Genomic DNA, 17,397 nt, shown 5'->3' with positions numbered 1-17,397 from the left:
ATATGACAAGGTGCCAAGCATTGCGCATACACAAAAGACCACCCGGCAGTGCGCCGGGTGGTCTTTTGTTGCGTGTGCTTACGCGAGGGTCTTCCATACTTCGAGTTTGGTTTTCATGCGGCGGATGACTTCGTCGGTGAATTCGGTGGTCGATGCGGTGCCGCCGAGGTCGGCGGTGCGGACGCCTTCCACGACCGCTTCGAGGGTCGATTCGTAGATCGCACGGGATGCGAGATCCGCTTCTTTGGTATTGAAGAAGGTCAGCAGGGACGCTGCTGCGAGGATCATCGCCATCGGGTTGGCCACATTTTTACCAAACAGGCCCGGTGCGGTGCCGTGCGGCGCTTCTGCCATCACGGTTTTCGGGTTTTGCTGCTCGTCAAACGCCAGCAGGATCGACTCGGAACCTGCGATCGAGCCGAACATCTGCAGCACGAGGTCGGACAGGCAGTCGCCGTCGCGGTTCAGCGCCGGGATGACGAGCGGCTCGCCGGAGGTGTTCATCAAGAGCGCGTAGGTCGCGTCGATCAGCTGCGGCTCGTATTTAACGTCAGCGTAGCTCTTGGAAGCGAGGTCCATCTCTTCTTTCAGCATGCCTTCGTAGACCGGAGAAACGGTGAATTTCGGGCCGCCGAATACTTTCGCGTTAGTCTTGCGGGCTTGTTCGAACGTGTATTGCGCCACACCGCGGCAGATCTTGCGGGAGATCTTCTCGGTGCGGTACGCGATCTCGTCGACGCCTTCGCCTTCGCGCCATTCTTTTGCGCCGTATGCATCGTCTACCGCCATGCGGACGACGGAGATCGGAGCGTAGACGCCTGCGACCGGCGTGATGCCCGGGATGCGGCGGCCGGTGCGGACGATGACGGTGCCGTCGATGCCTTTGCGCAGGATCGCGTTCGGGGAACCGACGTCGCCCGGGATCTCCGGCGTGATCGTCGCTGCTTTGTAGCCGAAGCCGCTTTCTTTCATCGCAGCCGCTGCGTCATGCACGACTTGGTTCTTGGTCGCGCGGCGGTTCTCAAGCGACAGGTCGAAACGCGCCAATTCCAGATTGACGCCGATCAGCGCCGGGTCGAGGACGCGCAGGCCTTCCTCGAGCAGTTCTTGACCGGTCTGGTCGCCTTCCATTACTACAACTGTGAATTTTTCCATGGTGTTCACCTCATATGTCTGATAAGCAATCGGTCGAAGGGAGCAATTTTGCAACGAAAAGGGGGAAGCTTGTCGCTCCCCCTTAGTGTGAGCAAATCGTCAGCCGTTCATTAAACCGCTTGCGATTTGGTGTAGTTGAGCAGGCCGCCTGCCAGGATGATGTCAATCTGACGTCCGGTCAGGTCATGGGTTACCTTGAATTCGGTGCCTTTGGTGACGTTTTTCGCAGTCAGTTCGTTGCCTGCGAGGATCTGGTCGCGCAGGTTGTCGATTGCGATTTCGTCGCCTTGTTCGATCGCATCGTAGTCAGCTTCGTTCACGAAGGTGAGCGGGAGCAGACCGAAGTTGATCAGGTTCGCACGGTGGATACGAGCGTAGGACTTCACGATGACCGCTTTCACGCCGAGGTACATCGGAGCGAGCGCAGCATGTTCACGGGAAGAGCCTTGGCCGTAGTTGTGGCCGCCAACGATCACCGATTTGCCCAGTTCCTTCGCGCGGGACGGGAAGTTCGGGTCAACGCGCACGTATACGTGCTCGGAGATCGCCGGGATGTTGGAGCGCAGCGGCAGCACTTTCGCGCCGGCCGGCATGATGTGGTCGGTGGTGATGTTGTCGCCGACTTTCAGGGAGACCGGAGCGGTCAGCGCTTCAGCCAGCTCGGTGTTGACCGGCAGCGGCTTGATGTTCGGGCCGCGGACAACATCGACGCTGTCCGGCTGCTCGGACGGAGCCAGCACGAGGCGGTCGTCGATCAGGTATTGATTCGGCATTTCCACGGACGGCAGGTCGCCCAGTTCACGCGGGTCTGCGATGTAACCGGTCACAGCTGCTGCTGCACAGGTTTCAACAGATGCCAGGTATACTTTTGCATCGGCGGTGCCGGAACGGCCTTCGAAGTTGCGGTTGAAGGAACGTACGGATACTGCGCCGGAGGACGGTGCCTGACCCATGCCGATGCACGGACCGCAAGCGGACTCGAGGATACGAGCGCCGGAAGCGAGGATGTCAGCCAGTGCGCCGTTGCGAGCGATCATTTCGAACACTTGCTTGGAGCCCGGGGACACAACCAGGGATACGTTCGGGTGTACGGTCTTGCCCTTGAGAACCGCCGCGAGACGCATCAGGTCAACGTAGGAGGAGTTGGTGCAGGAACCGACCGCTACTTGGTTGACCGGAATCTTTTGGCCGGACAGTTCCGGAACCGGAGCCACGTTGTCCGGGGAGTGCGGTTGTGCGATGTTCGGTGCCAGCGTGTTCAGGTCGATGATGATCTCTTCATCGTAGGTCGCATCCGGGTCAGCAGCCAGAGCGGTGTAGTCAGCGCCGCGGCCTTGTGCTTCCAGGTAGACGCGGGTGTTTTCATCAGACGGGAAGATGGAGGTGGTAGCACCCAGCTCCGCGCCCATGTTGGTGATGGTAGCGCGCTCCGGAACGGTCAGCGATGCAACGCCTTCGCCGGTGTACTCAACGATTTTGCCAACGCCGCCTTTAACGGTCATGATGCGCAGCACTTCGAGGATGATGTCTTTCGCTGCTACCCACGGCTGCAGCTTGCCTTTCAGTTCAACTTTCACAACTTTCGGCGTGTTCAGGTAGAAAGCGCCGCCAGCCATGGCAACTGCGATATCGAGACCGCCTGCGCCGATGGCGATGGAGCCCATGCCGCCCGCAGTCGGGGTGTGGGAGTCAGAACCGAGCAGGGTCTTGCCCGGCTTCGCGAAACGCTCCAGGTGCACCTGGTGGCAGATACCGTTGCCCGGACGGGAGAAGTGGATGCCATGCTTCGCAGCAACCGTTTGCAGGAAACGGTGGTCGTCCGCGTTTTCAAAGCCGGACTGCAGGGTGTTGTGGTCCACGTAGGAGACGGACAGTTCGGTCTTGACTTGCGGAACGCCCATCGCTTCGAATTGCAGGTACGCCATGGTGCCGGTAGCGTCTTGCGTCAGTGTTTGGTCGATGCGGATTGCAATTTCTTTGCCCGGAGTCCACTCGCCTTTTTCGGAGACGAGGTGTGCTTCCAGAATCTTTTGAACCAGGTTCTTTGCCATTCCAAAAACCTCCCATAAACCTCATATGAGTCTCTGCCATCTAGCGTACCCTAAAGGGAGCCTAGACCAACAGGAAAAACAAACATGATAAATGTGATCATCGCGATACTTTTACACGAACTTGCTGAGCAGTTCGGCCGACTTGCGCACTTCATCGGCGAAAAGGACCACCGCGTCCGAAGTGAAGCGGTCGACAGGGCCGGAGACAGACAGAGCTGCCACGATCTGGCCTGCGCGGGAGAAGATCGGCGCTGCAACAGCAGCCGCTCCCAACTCCCGCTCTTCGATCGACACCGCATAGCCCTGATCACGCACCGTTTGAATCGCCTTGGCGAACTCTTCGCGGTTGAGATCAGCGGGCCAGCTCGGATCGTACAAAATCTCCTCCAGCGGCTCCTCCGCATAGGCGAGCAGGACTTTTCCCGAGGCGCCGACATTCAGCGGCAGGCGTTTGCCGATGTCGGCCACACGCCGCACGGGCTGGGTGCTCTCCACCGCCTGGATGCGAATGCGCTCCATGCCTGCCCGGACGTAGAGCGAAATCGTCTCGCCGAGCAGATCGCGAAGCCTGGTCATCTCAGGGCGGACGATCGATGACAGATCATCCGACCGGTTGATGTTCGAAACCAGTTCCAGCACGCTCCAGCCGAGGCGGTACTTCTCGGTGGTGGGGTGGCGCCGGACAAACCCCTTGCTCTCAAGCGATGCCAGCAAGCGGTGCACGGTGCTTTTGTGCAGCCCGATTCGCTTGGCGATGTCAGACAGTCCAAGCTCTGTGTCCGAGCCGGAAAAGCAGAGCAGGATATCGAGCGCCCGTTCCACCGCGCGGACCGTGCCTTTTTCACCTTCTGCCGCCATGCTCCCCACCTCCTTCGCTTGGAGTGTTTCAGTAGATGAAACCCTGTTTCATTTTATAGTATACCATGAGTGCGAAATTGTTCAAAGATATTTTTTTCGGAAGGAGGGCAAGCTGCGGCGCATATCAGTAGTTGTTGAACGCTTCCACTCGCTATTGTCTCATCCGAGCAGGAATACAATTCAGACAGGAGGTCTGCCCGATGGATCGTCAAGGTTGGCTGAAGGCAGTCGAAGAGTTTTTTCGGGAGAAAAACCGGGTCTGGCTACAAGGCGAGGAAGGGACGCTGCTGCACTTTGTGTCGGGCACGCCGGCCGACTGCCATTCCTTTCAGGAGGTGCGTGCGCTGCGCCAGGCGGTCCCGGCCCGCGACATCAAGTATCGGAAAGCGAAGACCCATCTGCAGGTGCTGCAGAGCAAATGGAACCCGGACGGTGAGACGGCGACGGTCGATCTGATCGAAAATGTGCGTTTTTTCTATGAACAGGGCGAGGAGATCGGCCACGAAGCACGGCGCAGTGTGCACCGCATGACCCTGCTGCACGAGGGCGGCTCGTGGAAGGTGGCCCGCGACACCATCAATTCGGAGCCGAAGCTGCTGCGCGAGGCGCCACAAGGCGGAGCGGCGCCCAAAGCCCCGGAGGAGGAAGCGCCCGGCCGTTTGCTGCGCGGCCGCTATGACCGGGTGCGGGCGTTTAAATATGCGGAGCTGTGGTGGAACGGGTTCAACCCGGCGTATGCAAAGATGGAAGGCAATGACTGCACCAACTACATCTCGCAGGTCGTGCACGCCGGGGGTATGCCGATGATTCAGGCGTCCTCCCGCTCGAACGGCTGGTGGTACCGGGGACGGAACTGGAGCTACTCGTGGACGGTCGCCCATTCGTTCAAGCTCGCTTTGACGCGCCTGCTGCACGCCCGGGAAGTCGCCGACCCGCGCCAGTTAAAAGTAGGCGATGTGATCTGCTACGACTGGGATGGGGACGACCGCTGGCAGCACAACACGGTCGTCGTCGATTTTGACGCGTACGGCCGGCCGCTGGTCAACGCGCACACCATCGCCTCGCATCGCCGCTTTTGGGATTATCGGGACAGCTATGCCTATACGGCGCGCACCAAGTACGTGTTTTACCACATCCCGGACAATTTTTGACGATGCAATCGGTTTGGAAATGTGAAATTTTTGTCAGCTTTCCTCGAAAGAGAGCAGGAGTCTTCCTTCAGCCATCGAAATAATAAACCGATAAAAAATTCAGTCAAAATTCAAAGTGGAAGGAGGGGTTCCTATGGCTATCATTCACTATGCATACGGATTGATTGGATTTTTACTCGGACTCGGCTACGGACTTATTCATGAATCATCAATCATAGATATTGCGATATATGCCGGGATCGGATTAGGGTTTGGCGTGGTGCTGCAAGTGCTGCGCGACAAGAATCAAAAGCTGTTGCGTTCCTACCAGTCTTCATTGAATGCGCTGGCCAATGCGGTCGCCGCCAAAGATGATGAAACGAACGGACACTGCCAGCGCGTGGTGCGCTATTCGGTGATGATCGGCGAACGCGTCGGGCTGGATGCACGCCGCCTGCAGCAGCTCGAATGGGGCGCCTTGCTGCACGACATTGGCAAGATCGCCGTGCCCGACTCGATTTTGAAAAAACCGTCCGCTTTGACCGACGAGGAGTGGGCGGTGATGAAAGAACACCCGCACATGGGACATTTGATGGTCAAAGACATCGATTTTCTCAAAGAAGGGCACGACGTGGTGCTCTACCATCATGAGCGCATCGACGGGCGCGGCTATCCGGTACAGCTGCAAGGGGAGAACATTCCGCTGCTCGCCCGCATCTTCGCCATCGCCGACACGTTCGACGCGATCACCTCAGACCGGCCGTACCGCAAGGCGCAGTCGATCGAATACGCGCGCGAAGAGATCATGAAGCATATCGGCACTCAGTTTTGTTCACTGTGTGCGGATGCGTTTCTACGCATTCCGGTCACCGAACTGACGCGCGTGCAGGAGGAAGCGAAAGTGCTGGAGTACGAATCCTTACAATTACAAAAATATAAGAATATATCCTAAATTCAATGGAAACAGCCTTCGCAGTTGCGATTGGCTGTTCCTTTTTGTATGCTAGTATCTTAGAACGGCTTTAACCCTGCGATTTAAAAAAGGGGGTTCCCACTTCCATGCACATTGTACTCGTCGAACCGGAAATTCCAGCGAACACTGGGAATATCTCCCGGACCTGCTCATGCACAGGCATCACGCTGCATCTCGTGAAGCCGCTTGGCTTCTCTGTTGACGATAAGCAGTTAAAGCGGGCCGGATTGGACTATTGGCACCTGCTCGATTTGCATTACCATGACAGTTTTGCAGACCTGCGCGCGAAGTACCCGCAGGGCCGTTTCTTTTTTGCCACGACCAAAGCGGACAAGTCGTACACCGACATCGAGTATGGCCCGGACGACTTTTTTGTCTTCGGACGAGAGACACGAGGGCTGCCCGATGAGCTGATCGAAGCGAACCGGGAGACGTGCATCCGCATTCCGATCCTGCCGGACGCGCGCTCGCTCAACCTGTCGAACGCAGTGGCTGTAGTCGTGTTTGAAGCGCTCCGCCAGCAAGGGTTTCCGGATTTGAAGTAAACAGACAGCGAGAGACAGAAAGGGGAAGCCTGATGGGTCTGACCACGCTTTTGTTTGATTTGGACGGCACGCTGCTGCCGATGGATAACGACCGCTTTACCAAAGGGTATTTCAAGCACCTCGCCTCAAGCGTCGCCCACCTGCTGCCGCCGGAACAGTTCGTCGCCCAAGTCTGGGCTTCGACTAAGGCGATGGTGAAAAGCGACGACGCTCTGCTCTCCAACGAGCAGGTCTTTAAAGCGGACTTCCTGCAAAGTCTGCCTGTCGATGAGGCGGCGTTCTTCCCGATCATCGACGCGTTTTACGCCAAGCAGTTCGGCGAGTTGTCCCACCTGTCCGAACCGACCCCGCTCGCCCGCGAGATCCTGCTGGCCGCCCTCGACAAAGGCTATCAGCTGGTGCTGGCGACCAATCCGCTGTTCCCGCGCCAGGCGACGTTGCATCGAATGCGCTGGGCTGGGATCGACGATCTGCCGTTTGCGTTGGTCACGACCTACGAAGACAGCCATTTTTGCAAACCCAATCCAAATTATTACCGCGAGATCGTACAGAAATTGGGCGTGTCTTCCGAATCATGTATGATGATCGGGAATGATGCGTACGAAGATCTGATTGCGGGAACGGTAGGAATGCAGACCTATTGGGTGCAAAACGGGGAGGCGGCGCCGGAACAGCGCTTGCCGTTTGACCAGCAAGGAACGCTGCAAGACCTGCTGGAGTACGTACGTGCAGAACTCCCGGCATTGCGATAGAGCAGGACTGCGATGGACTGTGCCCGCGCACAGTCTTTTCTCTTGACTGCATTGTGAATGGGAGAGGTGCTTGCTTAAAAAATTTGGTCTATTCGGGAGCAGAAATGTATAGAATGAATTAACTCCGTTAATAATGTTCGGGTAAAGGCGCAAATTAATTCACCCCAAAGTTAACGCTCATTGCAAATAACGCAGGACTGTAGGCTCGAATGAGAGGAGAATGTGTGTATGCCGGCAACATTAGGACAGAAGATCAAAGAATTGCGCATTCAGAAAGGCTTGACGCAGAGTGACCTCGGCTCCGGTATGGTCACGCCGTCGATGATTTCCCAGATCGAGGCGGACAAAGCCAACCCGTCGCATAAACTGCTGCAGGCGATCGCTGAAAAGCTGGAGACGCCGATCGAATACTTCCTGACCGATATGCAGATGCAAATCGAGCAGATCGCTACATACAAAGTGGCACGGGCCATGATGGAGGCCGGGGAGTTTGAGCAAGCCGTCCCTGTGCTGTCCGAACTGATGGAAGACTCCATTCCGCAGCTGCACTCGGCGGAGATCCAATTCGACCTCGCCGAATGCCAACTCGAGATGGGCCTCTTTGAAGAGGCGATGGACGGCTTCGACCGCGTGCTGTCATCCGCCGCGACCCGCAAGGACCTGTACATGCAAATCCTCGCGCTGAAGAAGCTCGGCCTCGTGGAAAAGAAGCGCCACAACTACCCGCTGGCGATCTATCACTGGCAAAAGGCGCTCGATCTGATCGAGAAGCTGGAAGAGAGAGATCCGTTCCTCGCCTCGGCGATCTTGAGCGAGCTCGGCGAAGTGTACGGCTACCTCGGCGAGAAAAGCGATGCGCTGAACGCTTACAAGCGCGCGCATGAGCAACTGGAAGAGACGGCGAACTTCAACACGATCGCCGACCTGTTCCGCCGCCTCGGCCAGAAATTCAAAGAGATCGGCGACTTCGACCGGGCCAGCGAGTATTCGCAGCATGCGATCTCCCTGTACCGCGGCTTGAAAAACATCAGGCTGGCGATCGAAGTGAAAGAGAACTACGGCATCGCCAAAGGCGAAGGCGGGGACCTCAACCTCGCCCTGCAGACCCTGGCCGAGTGCCTCGCTGAGTATCAGGAGTACGGCTACAAGGACAAAGTGGCGCACACGCACGGCGAAATGGCGCGCATCTACCTGACCAACCAGTCCTTCGACGAAGCTTCCAAGCATTGCGAAGAGGCGTTGCAACTGCTCGGCGACTCGGAAGTGGAGCGCGGATACGTCTATCGCACTTACGCGATCATCAAAAAGGAGCAGGGCCAGTTCGAAACGGCTGTCGAGTTCATGGAAAAGTCGGTCGGCGTGTTCGAGATCGCAGACCTGCCGCGTGAAATCGCCAAATCGTACTCGCTGCTCGGCGACATCTACAAAGATCAAGGCGATCTGCAAAAGGCGATTCACTCGCTGGAGCAGATGAAGCGCGCGATGGAAAGCAACTTGAAGGAACGAGGCATCGTCCTGTAGGTTCCTTCGCATACTAGGTCTTGGAATAAGCCCCGGCAACGGGGCTTATTTGCTTGTTGACACAGTGTCAGTTCGCGGCGTATAATTCTGTTCATCATTTGGTTTTTATACTGACCAGTCAGTTTTATGATACAGAGTGAGGAGGCGAACGCGATGTCTGGCGTTTTGTTTCAAGGCGTGGAGCTGAGCTACGGCCGGCATCAGATCTACCGGAATCTGAGTTTCCGGTTGGCCAACGGGGAGATCGGTGCGGTCTACGGCCCGTCGCGCACGGGGAAGTCGAGCGTGCTGCTGATGGCTTCCGGGCATCTGCTCCCGACAAAAGGCGAGGTGCAGATCGACGGCAAGAAGCCTGACAAGAAGCGGATTGGGCTGGGACCGATCACCGATCTGTCGCCGCTGTTTGACACGCTGACGGTGGAGGAGCACTTGCTGTTTCAGGCCCGGCTGCATCATGTGAGTCAGGCGAAAGACCGGGTGCAGGAGCTGCTCGGCGACTATCAGCTGGAAGCGGTGCGCAAGTACAGGGTCAAAGACCTGCCGCATCTGGAGCAGTTCCGGACGGGGCTTGCCACAGCGCTGGTGCACAAGCCGGCGCTCGTGCTGATCGATGAGCCGGAACGGGGCTTGACCAATGAAGAATGGGACATCGCATATGCAGATCTGCGCAAACTAAGCGATGCAGGCAGCACGGTGCTGTTGACGACGGTGCTGCAACAGGTGGCAGACCGCTGCGATCTGGTGGCGGCATTGCCGGAAGGGGAGGTGTGGAGGCCGTGAATGTGTTTTGGATCTTCCGCACAGAGTTTCGACGTCTCTTGCGCTCGCGCATTGGGCGGGCGGCGGTGGTCGTCGGAATGATCATCCCGCTGTTGTACAGCGGGCTGTATCTGTACGCGTTTTGGGACCCGTACAAGCAGCTCGACCAGTTCCCGGTCGCGATCGTCAACCAAGACCGCGGCGAATATGGGCAGGACTTGGTCGATGAGCTGCTCAAGGACAGGAAATTCGGCTTCGAAGTGGTCGATGCCAAGACTGCGCAGGCAGGGCTGGAGGGGGATCGCTATTATCTGACGATGACGATTCCGCCGACGTTCTCCGATGACGTGCGTTCGGTCGAAGGGGACGATCCGCATCGCGCCAAGCTGCAGTTCACCCCGAACGAAGGCAAGAACTACATCGCCTCGACGATCACCTCGCGCCTCGAGTCGGAGCTGCGTGAGACGCTGGGCAACAAGTTCAGCGAAGAGTATTTCAAAGGCATCTTCGACGTGATCGGCGATGCGGGTAACGGCATCAGCAAGGCGGCCGACGGAGCGAACAAGCTTGCAAGCGGAGCGGCCGACCTCGCCACCGGCAACCGCGACTTGGCAAACGGCACAAAAGAAGTCGATTCCGGCACGCACCAAGTCGCTGACGGCAACGCCAAGCTGGCCGACGGTGCGAACAAAATCGCCGCAGGGATCAACGATGCCTACAGCGGTTCCGCAGCGGTTGCCGAGGGTGCGAAGAAGCTGGCGGACGGCTCCGGACAGTTGATTGCCGGCCTCGACAAAGCGTCTGCCGGTGTCAATCAAGTGCAAGCCGGTCTGCAAGCTTCCTTGCCGAAGACCGAACAGTTGCAAGCAGGCCTGGCCCAGATGCAGGGCACGCTCGGCACTGCGGCCGGACAGCCGTCATCGGCCGATCCGCGGCAATGGACGGTGCAGCAGTCGCTCGCTTACCTCGGCAAGCAGTACGGCATGGAGCAAGACCCGGCCTATCAAGTGGCGCTGGGCAAAGTCGCAGCCGTCGCCAACGGGCTGGGCGACAGCGCCGGCGGCGTGGAAAGCTCCAAAGCCGGTCTGCAGCAAGCGGTCGGCGCTCTGCAGCAGATCGCAGCCGGTCAACAGGCGCTGCGCGACGGCGCACAGGGACTTGCCGCAGGAGGCAATGATCTGTCCCAAGGCGCCGGCCAACTGAACACCGGCCTTGGCGCGCTGAAAACGGGCTCGGCCACGCTGGCTTCCTCTTCGGCGGAGTTGGCGGCGGGCAGCGGGAAGGTGGCGGCCGGGTCGAGCCAATTGGTCAGCGGCAGCACCAAACTCGCCGATGGCGCAAAGGAATTGGCTGACGGCAACAAGACGCTGGCCGATGAGCTGACCCGCGCCACGTCCGAGTCGACGATCAAGAATCCGGACCAAAAGGCGGCGATCATGGCCGACCCGCTGGAAACGCAGTGGCAGCCGGTGCATGAGGTGGCGACCTACGGCATGGGCTTCGCTTCCTATTTTATCCCGCTGTCGTTGTGGGTCGGGGCGCTGATGCTGTATTTCATCCTCTCGATGCAGGAGTACCGCTGGACGCTGTCCCCGGTCTCCACGCCATCGCTGGTGCTCGGAAAGTATTCCACGCTCGCCGTGATCGGCGTCGTGCAGGCGGTGATCGTCTCCTTCTTCCTGACGCAAGTGCTCGGGCTGAAGGTGCTGCACCTCACCGAGTTTTACCTGTTCAACATCCTGATCTCGCTGACCTCGATCGCGATCATCGGCTTGCTGATCGCACGGCTGGGCTCCGGAGCGGGGCGCTTCTTCGCCATCCTGCTCCTGATCCTGCAGCTGACCTCGAGTGGCGGCACGTTCCCGATCGAGCTGGTGCCGCAGTTCTTCCAGACTCTGCACCACTTCCTGCCGATGACCTACGGCGTGGAGGGCCTGCGTTCGATCATCTCGACCGGCGATCAGACACAGGTCATCCGCGACCTGTCGATCCTCGGCGGCATCCTGATCAGCGTCCTGCTCGTGCACATCCTGACCACGCGCCGCACCTTGCGCGTGCGCGACCTGCACGATAAAGACCAGCTGGCAGGTTAAGGCGCGAAAACGAAGAAACGCAAAAACAACAAAACGCCTCTGCACTCATCCTGTGCAGAGGCGTTTTTCATTTCACAACTCCCGTGAAGGTCATGCGCTTCATATCTTGGAACAACGCTTCTTCTTCGTACGGTCTTTGGCCGAGCAAAATGTGCAAAGCGGAGATCGCGATCATGCCGAAGATGCCAGCACCGGCATTTTCCGCATTGACCGGGTGAAATTCACCGGCATCGATCCCTTGTTGAATCACTTGTTCAATCAGATACATATACGAGCGGATCATCTTCCGGAACTCCAGCTGACGTTCTTCGCCACCCCAGGTTTCACGCAGCAGGATCACGCAGAAATCGCGGTATTGTCCAAAGAAGTTGATCTGTTCACGCACGATTAACTCCAATTTTTCCGTCGGGGACATCTCGGGCAAAAGCTTCGACTCCACGCCGTCACGGAGCAGTTCGACGCCTTCCTCGACGAGGAAGAGGAAGAGTTCTTCCTTGCTTTTAAAATGATAGTAGATCGTGCCTTTTGCGACGTTCGCGCGCGCCGCGATATCATCCATCGTCGCTTTGTCAAACCCTTTTTCGGAGAACACATCGATGGCTGCCTGGAAGATCAGGCTCATCTTGCTTTTGCGCATGAACATTTCACCCACTTAGAAGTAAGTACTAATAACCACTCCTAACATCATAGCAGAGATACCGCCTCATTTCAATTTTCCCAAGGACGCAACAGATCAAACGGGCTTGCATAGATATAGATTACGAACGCCACAGTACTGGCAGTTTTATTCATCTAATATTCAGAATATTTGCCTCCTACACTCATAGGGCAAGCATTTGTCCGAATATCCTATTGAAAACCACAGGGACCCAGCGGAACAGTTGGGCAACGGGCCCGACTAAAAAAGGAGGAGGAAGTGCACATGGACCTGCTGAACCGGTTGAACGCGTATCGGGCTCAAGAGGAGCAATTGCGATGGGACGGGACGTTCGTTGAATACCTGGATCTCGTGAAAAAGCAGCCGAGCGTTGCACAGACGGCTCATTCCCGCATCTACAACATGATCGCATCTGAGGGGATCACGACAGACGAAAACGGACGAAAAAAATACCACTTTTTTTCGGGCGAAATCTACGGTTTGGACGCGTCGCTCGAACGTCTCGTTGAGGAGTACTTCCACTCGGCGGCACGGCGTCTGGATGTGCGCAAGCGGATCCTGCTCCTGATGGGGCCGGTCTCCGGCGGGAAGTCGACGATCGTGACGATGCTGAAAAAGGGGCTGGAGCGCTATTCCCGCACCGAAGAAGGCGCATTGTACGCGATCAAAGGCTGCCCGATGCACGAAGAGCCTTTGCATCTGATTCCAAACGAGCTGCGCGCCGACTTCGAGCAGGAATTTGGCGTCCGCATCGAAGGCAACCTCTGCCCGTCCTGCCGGATGCGCCTGACCGGCGAGTACGGCGGCCGCATCGAGGATGTGCAGGTCGAGCGGATCGTGCTCTCCGAAGATGAGCGCGTCGGCATCGGCACCTTCTCGCCGTCCGATCCAAAGTCGCAGGACATCGCCGATCTGACCGGCTCGATCGACTTCTCGACGATCGCCGAGTACGGCTCCGAGTCCGACCCGCGCGCCTACAAGTTCGACGGTGAGCTGAACAAAGCCAACCGCGGCCTGATGGAGTTCCAAGAGATGCTGAAGTGCGACGAGAAGTTCCTCTGGCACCTGCTTTCGCTGACCCAGGAAGGCAACTTCAAAGCCGGGCGGTTCGCGCTGATCTCCGCCGATGAGATGATCGTCGCGCACACCAACGAAACGGAGTACAAGACGTTCATCTCCAACAAGAAAAACGAAGCGCTGCAGTCGCGGATGATCGTCATGCCGATCCCGTACAATCTGCGGGTCAGCGATGAAGTGAAGATCTACGAAAAGCTGGTTCAGCAGTCTGACATGCGCCACGTGCACATCTCGCCGCACGCGCTGCAGACGGCGTCGATCTTCTCGATCCTGACCCGGCTCAAAGAGTCGAAGAAGCAGGGCATGGACCTGTTGAAGAAGCTCAAGCTGTACGACGGAGCCGCCGTCGAAGGCTACAAGGAAAAAGACATCCAGGATCTGAAGAGCGAGTCGCACGATGAAGGGATGTCGGGCATCGACCCGCGCTACGTCATCAACCGCATCTCGTCGGCCCTGATCCGCCGCGACACGAATTGCATCAACGCACTCGACGTGCTCCGCGCGATCAAGGAAGGGCTCGACCAGCACGCTTCGATCTCCAAAGAAGACAAAGAGCGGCTGATGAACTTCATCGCCATCGCCCGCAAAGAGTACGACGAGCTGGCCAAAAAAGAAGTGCAGAAAGCGTTCGTCTACTCCTACGAGGAGTCGGCGAAGACCCTGCTGGAGAACTACCTCGACAACGTGGAAGCTTACTGCAATTGGCAAAAGATCAAAGATCCGATCACCGGCGAAGAGGTTGACCCCGACGAGCGGCTGATGCGTTCGATCGAGGAGCAGATCGGCATCTCCGAAAACGCGAAGAAAGCGTTCCGTGAAGAGATCCTGATCCGCATCTCCACGTACGCCCGCCGTGGCAAGAAGTTCGAGTACAACTCGCACGATCGTCTGCGGGAAGCGATCGAGAAAAAGTTGTTCTCCGACCTCAAGGATGTCGTGAAGATCACCACGTCTTCGAAGACGCCCGATGAGCAGCAGTTGAAGAAGATCAACGAAGTGACGAAACAGCTGATCGACGAACACGGCTACTGCCCGGTCTGTGCGAACGAACTGCTCCGCTACACCGGCAGCCTGCTGAACCGATAACAGACACATCGACCCGGGGGACAGGACAGCGCACGCACCTGTCCCTTTTCCAAATCTGCACATCAGCAAAAATCACAGAAAGGGAGAGAGCGCGAATGGTTCACAAGCCGAATTTCGTCGTTTCCAAAGACGATTGGTCCCTGCATCGCAAAGGGTATCAGGACCAGTTGCGCCACCAGGAAAAGGTGCGGGACGCGATCAAAAAGAACCTCGCCGACCTCGTCACCGATGAAAGCATCATCATGCAAAACGGCCGGCAGATCATCAAGGTGCCGATCCGCTCGCTCGATGAATTCCGCTTCCGCTACAACTTCAACAAAGGCCAGCATGGCGGACAAGGCGACGGCTCCTCCTCGGTCGGCGATGTGCTCGGCAAAGACCCGGGCAGCGGCCAGCAGCAGAAGGGACCGGGCAAAGGGGAAGGCGCCGGCGAGCAGCCGGGCGTCGACTACTACGAGGCGGAAGTGTCGCTCGACGAGATCGAGACCATGCTGTTCAAAGACCTCGAGCTGCCCAATCTGCAGCGCAAGACGCTCGACGACATCAAAACGCAGGACATCCGCTTCAACGACATCCGCAAAAAAGGGCTCAGCGGCAACATCGACAAGCGCCGCACGCTGATCGAGGCGGTACGCCGCAACGCATTGTCCGGCAAACAGGGCCTGCAGGGCGGCATCCACCCGGACGATCTGCGCTACAAGACGTGGGAGGAGATCGAAGTCCCGCATTCGCAGGCGGTGGTGCTGGCGATGATGGACACGTCAGGCTCGATGGGGCAGTTTGAGAAATACATCGCCCGCTCCTTCTTCTTCTGGATGACCCGCTTTTTGCGCACCAAATACGAGCATGTCGACATCCAGTACATCGCCCATCACACGGAGGCGAAAGTGGTCACCGAGCACGAATTCTTCACCAAAGGGGAAAGCGGCGGCACGATCTGCTCCTCCGCGTACAACCTGGCGCTCAACCTGATCGGCCAAAAATATCCGCCCGACAAGTTCAACATCTACCCGTTCCATTTTTCGGACGGCGACAACTTGAGCTCCGACAATGAAAAATGCCTGCGCCTCGTCAAGCAACTGATGGAGATCTCGAATATTTTTGGCTATGGCGAAGTGAATCAGTACAACAGAAGCTCCACGCTGATGAGCGCGTTCAAAAACCTGACCGACCCGAAATTCAAAAACGTTCTGATCCGCGAGAAGAGCGAAGTCTACAAAGCACTGACCACGTTCTTCACGGCCGGCGACGCCATCCGGGCCTCGTAGAAAAGGAGGGGCAGTGTGTGAAACATGACGACATCAAACAGCTGGAACACGCGATCGATGAAGTGACGATGATCGCCCGCGATTTTGGGCTCGATTTTTACGACATGCGCTATGAGATCTGCCCGAGCGACATCATTTACACGTTCGGCGCGTACGGGATGCCGACCCGCTTCAGCCACTGGAGCTTTGGGAAGGCGTTTCACAGGATGAAAATGCAGTACGACTTCGGGCTGTCCAAGATCTACGAGCTGGTGATCAACTCCGATCCCTGCTATGCGTTTTTGCTGGACAGCAATACGTTGCTGCAGAACAAGCTGATCGTGGCACACGTGCTCGGGCACTGCGATTTTTTCAAACACAACGCCCGCTTCCACAACTCGTCGCGCTACATGGTCGACTCGATGGCCGCGTCGGCGGAGCGGATGCGGCAGTATGAGATCGAGTACGGGAAACTGGCGGTCGAGGAGTTTATCGACTCGGCGCTGGCGATTCAGGAGCATGTCGATCCGACTTTGGTCGGGCGCAACCTGCGCAAGAAGAACGCAGCTCCTGCCAACGCTTCGGGCGAGCTTGAGGCGGTCGATCCGTATGCCGACCTGTTTGAGCTCGACGTGAAAAAAGCGGATCAGCCTGCGCCCGCACCGCGTTTCCCCGCGCAGCCGGAGAAAGATCTGATGCTGTTCATCATGGAGCATGCCAAGCACCTGGAAGATTGGCAGCGCGACATTTTGACGGTGCTGCGCGAAGAGATGCTGTACTTTTGGCCGCAGTTGGAGACGAAGATCATGAACGAAGGATGGGCGACATACTGGCATTTGCGGATCATGCGCGAGCTCGATCTGACCGAAGGGGAGACGCTGGAGTTTGCGAAGATGAACGCCGGGGTGATCATGCCGTCGCGCATGTCGCTCAATCCCTATCATGTCGGCTTGAAGATGTGGGAGGATATCGAGAAGCGCTTCGGACGGGACGCGATGTGGGAGATCCGCGAGATCGAGTCTGACTCGTCGTTCCTGCGCAACTACCTGACCCAAGAGCTGTGCGACGAGATGGACCTCTACCTCTACCAAAAAGTCGGCAACGAGTGGAAGATCGTCGAGAAAGACTGGGAGAAAGTGCGCGACATGCTCTGCGCCTCCCGCGTCAACGGCGGGTTCCCGGTGCTGACCGTGCAGGATGGCGACTATTTAAAAAACGGCGAGCTGTACATCAAGCACCATTTTGACGGGACGGAGCTCGACGTGAAATACCTCGAAAAAACGCTGCCTCACGTACACAATCTCTGGGGCCGTACGGTGCATCTGGAGACGGTACTTGACGGCCGGGCTGTGGTCTTCACCCACGACGGCAAGAAGAATCACCGCCGATTTCAATGACTCGCAACTTTGGAAATACAGCAAATGACGCTCTGCCGGCCCGGCAGGGCGTTTTGCTTTCAGTGGGAGAGCAAATTCAAAACTTCTATTCTCTC

At 57.5% G+C, this 17,397-nt stretch carries 14 protein-coding genes; 10 read left to right on the top strand and 4 right to left on the bottom strand.

Annotated features, from left to right (window positions below):
- Positions 1 to 78: 78 nt before the first annotated feature.
- The 3 genes from EV586_RS14325 to EV586_RS14315 form a co-directional block, all read right to left on the bottom strand.
- Complete coding sequence (locus EV586_RS14325) at positions 79 to 1,155, bottom strand: isocitrate/isopropylmalate family dehydrogenase (protein WP_132945801.1); 1,077 nt, start codon at positions 1,153 to 1,155, stop codon at positions 79 to 81.
- 110 nt (positions 1,156 to 1,265) lie between these two features.
- On the bottom strand, positions 1,266 to 3,206 hold the full coding sequence (locus tag EV586_RS14320) for an aconitate hydratase (RefSeq protein WP_132945800.1): 1,941 nt from the start codon (positions 3,204 to 3,206) through the stop codon (positions 1,266 to 1,268).
- A 111-nt stretch (positions 3,207 to 3,317) separates the two neighbouring features.
- On the bottom strand, positions 3,318 to 4,064 hold the full coding sequence (locus EV586_RS14315) for an IclR family transcriptional regulator (protein WP_132945799.1): 747 nt from the start codon (positions 4,062 to 4,064) through the stop codon (positions 3,318 to 3,320).
- Between the two features lie 200 nt (positions 4,065 to 4,264).
- Here EV586_RS14315 and EV586_RS14310 point away from each other — a divergent pair, with 200 nt between their 5' ends.
- The 7 genes from EV586_RS14310 to EV586_RS14280 all read left to right on the top strand — a co-directional run bounded on the left by EV586_RS14310 (position 4,265) and on the right by EV586_RS14280 (position 11,837).
- Positions 4,265 to 5,215: an amidase domain-containing protein gene (locus EV586_RS14310; protein WP_132945798.1), complete on the top strand. Its 951-nt coding sequence runs from the start codon at positions 4,265 to 4,267 to the stop codon at positions 5,213 to 5,215.
- A 133-nt stretch (positions 5,216 to 5,348) separates the two neighbouring features.
- Positions 5,349 to 6,146 carry an HD-GYP domain-containing protein gene (locus tag EV586_RS14305; RefSeq protein WP_132945797.1) on the top strand — a complete coding sequence of 266 codons (798 nt, stop codon included), beginning with the start codon at positions 5,349 to 5,351 and terminating at the stop codon, positions 6,144 to 6,146.
- A 107-nt stretch (positions 6,147 to 6,253) separates the two neighbouring features.
- Positions 6,254 to 6,712: a tRNA (uridine(34)/cytosine(34)/5-carboxymethylaminomethyluridine(34)-2'-O)-methyltransferase TrmL gene (gene trmL / locus EV586_RS14300; protein WP_132945796.1), complete on the top strand. Its 459-nt coding sequence runs from the start codon at positions 6,254 to 6,256 to the stop codon at positions 6,710 to 6,712.
- Positions 6,713 to 6,744: 32 nt separating this feature from the next.
- A complete protein-coding gene (locus EV586_RS14295) occupies positions 6,745 to 7,464 on the top strand; it encodes an HAD family hydrolase (protein WP_132945795.1) in 720 nt (239 codons plus the stop codon).
- Between the two features lie 228 nt (positions 7,465 to 7,692).
- Positions 7,693 to 8,985: a tetratricopeptide repeat protein gene (locus tag EV586_RS14290; RefSeq protein ID WP_132945794.1), complete on the top strand. Its 1,293-nt coding sequence runs from the start codon at positions 7,693 to 7,695 to the stop codon at positions 8,983 to 8,985.
- 153 nt (positions 8,986 to 9,138) lie between these two features.
- Positions 9,139 to 9,765 (top strand): ATP-binding cassette domain-containing protein, encoded by a 627-nt coding sequence (locus EV586_RS14285; RefSeq protein ID WP_165898608.1) that lies wholly within the window; start codon positions 9,139 to 9,141, stop codon positions 9,763 to 9,765.
- Positions 9,762 to 11,837 (top strand): YhgE/Pip family protein, encoded by a 2,076-nt coding sequence (locus EV586_RS14280; protein ID WP_165898607.1) that lies wholly within the window; start codon positions 9,762 to 9,764, stop codon positions 11,835 to 11,837. Before EV586_RS14285 ends, EV586_RS14280 begins: the two co-directional genes overlap by 4 nt.
- A 67-nt stretch (positions 11,838 to 11,904) precedes the next feature.
- Here EV586_RS14280 and EV586_RS14275 read toward each other — a convergent pair whose 3' ends face one another.
- Positions 11,905 to 12,474: a TetR/AcrR family transcriptional regulator gene (locus EV586_RS14275; RefSeq protein ID WP_165898606.1), complete on the bottom strand. Its 570-nt coding sequence runs from the start codon at positions 12,472 to 12,474 to the stop codon at positions 11,905 to 11,907.
- Positions 12,475 to 12,759: 285 nt separating this feature from the next.
- Here EV586_RS14275 and EV586_RS14270 point away from each other — a divergent pair, with 285 nt between their 5' ends.
- The 3 genes from EV586_RS14270 (at position 12,760) to EV586_RS14260 (ending at position 17,302) form a co-directional block, all read left to right on the top strand.
- Entirely contained in the window at positions 12,760 to 14,658 is a 1,899-nt protein-coding gene (locus EV586_RS14270; protein WP_132945790.1) for a PrkA family serine protein kinase, read from the top strand.
- 95 nt (positions 14,659 to 14,753) lie between these two features.
- The gene (gene yhbH / locus EV586_RS14265) at positions 14,754 to 15,926 is read left to right on the top strand and encodes a sporulation protein YhbH (protein WP_132945789.1); all 1,173 of its coding nucleotides are present in this window, start codon (positions 14,754 to 14,756) and stop codon (positions 15,924 to 15,926) included.
- A gap of 17 nt (positions 15,927 to 15,943) precedes the next feature.
- Positions 15,944 to 17,302, top strand: a complete 1,359-nt coding sequence (locus EV586_RS14260; RefSeq protein ID WP_132945788.1) for a SpoVR family protein — start codon at positions 15,944 to 15,946, stop codon at positions 17,300 to 17,302.
- The last annotated feature ends 95 nt before the right edge of the window (positions 17,303 to 17,397 follow it).

The organism is Tumebacillus sp. BK434, from assembly GCF_004340785.1.
Lineage (GTDB): Bacteria > Bacillota > Bacilli > Tumebacillales > Tumebacillaceae > Tumebacillus_A.
This window is presented reverse-complemented; position numbering and strand designations above follow the sequence as displayed.

Excerpts from the sequence above, each read along its gene's own strand:
- EV586_RS14305 (WP_132945797.1), top strand. The coding sequence starts at position 5,349 with ATGGCTATCATTCACTATGCATACGGATTGATTGGATTTTTACTCGGA.
- EV586_RS14310 (WP_132945798.1), top strand. The coding sequence starts at position 4,265 with ATGGATCGTCAAGGTTGGCTGAAGGCAGTCGAAGAGTTTTTTCGGGAG.
- EV586_RS14290 (WP_132945794.1), top strand. The coding sequence starts at position 7,693 with ATGCCGGCAACATTAGGACAGAAGATCAAAGAATTGCGCATTCAGAAA.
- EV586_RS14320 (WP_132945800.1), bottom strand. The coding sequence starts at position 3,206 with ATGGCAAAGAACCTGGTTCAAAAGATTCTGGAAGCACACCTCGTCTCC.
- trmL (WP_132945796.1), top strand. The coding sequence starts at position 6,254 with ATGCACATTGTACTCGTCGAACCGGAAATTCCAGCGAACACTGGGAAT.
- EV586_RS14295 (WP_132945795.1), top strand. The coding sequence starts at position 6,745 with ATGGGTCTGACCACGCTTTTGTTTGATTTGGACGGCACGCTGCTGCCG.
- EV586_RS14270 (WP_132945790.1), top strand. The coding sequence starts at position 12,760 with ATGGACCTGCTGAACCGGTTGAACGCGTATCGGGCTCAAGAGGAGCAA.
- EV586_RS14285 (WP_165898608.1), top strand. The coding sequence starts at position 9,139 with ATGTCTGGCGTTTTGTTTCAAGGCGTGGAGCTGAGCTACGGCCGGCAT.
- EV586_RS14275 (WP_165898606.1), bottom strand. The coding sequence starts at position 12,474 with ATGCGCAAAAGCAAGATGAGCCTGATCTTCCAGGCAGCCATCGATGTG.
- EV586_RS14315 (WP_132945799.1), bottom strand. The coding sequence starts at position 4,064 with ATGGCGGCAGAAGGTGAAAAAGGCACGGTCCGCGCGGTGGAACGGGCG.
- yhbH (WP_132945789.1), top strand. The coding sequence starts at position 14,754 with ATGGTTCACAAGCCGAATTTCGTCGTTTCCAAAGACGATTGGTCCCTG.
- EV586_RS14325 (WP_132945801.1), bottom strand. The coding sequence starts at position 1,155 with ATGGAAAAATTCACAGTTGTAGTAATGGAAGGCGACCAGACCGGTCAA.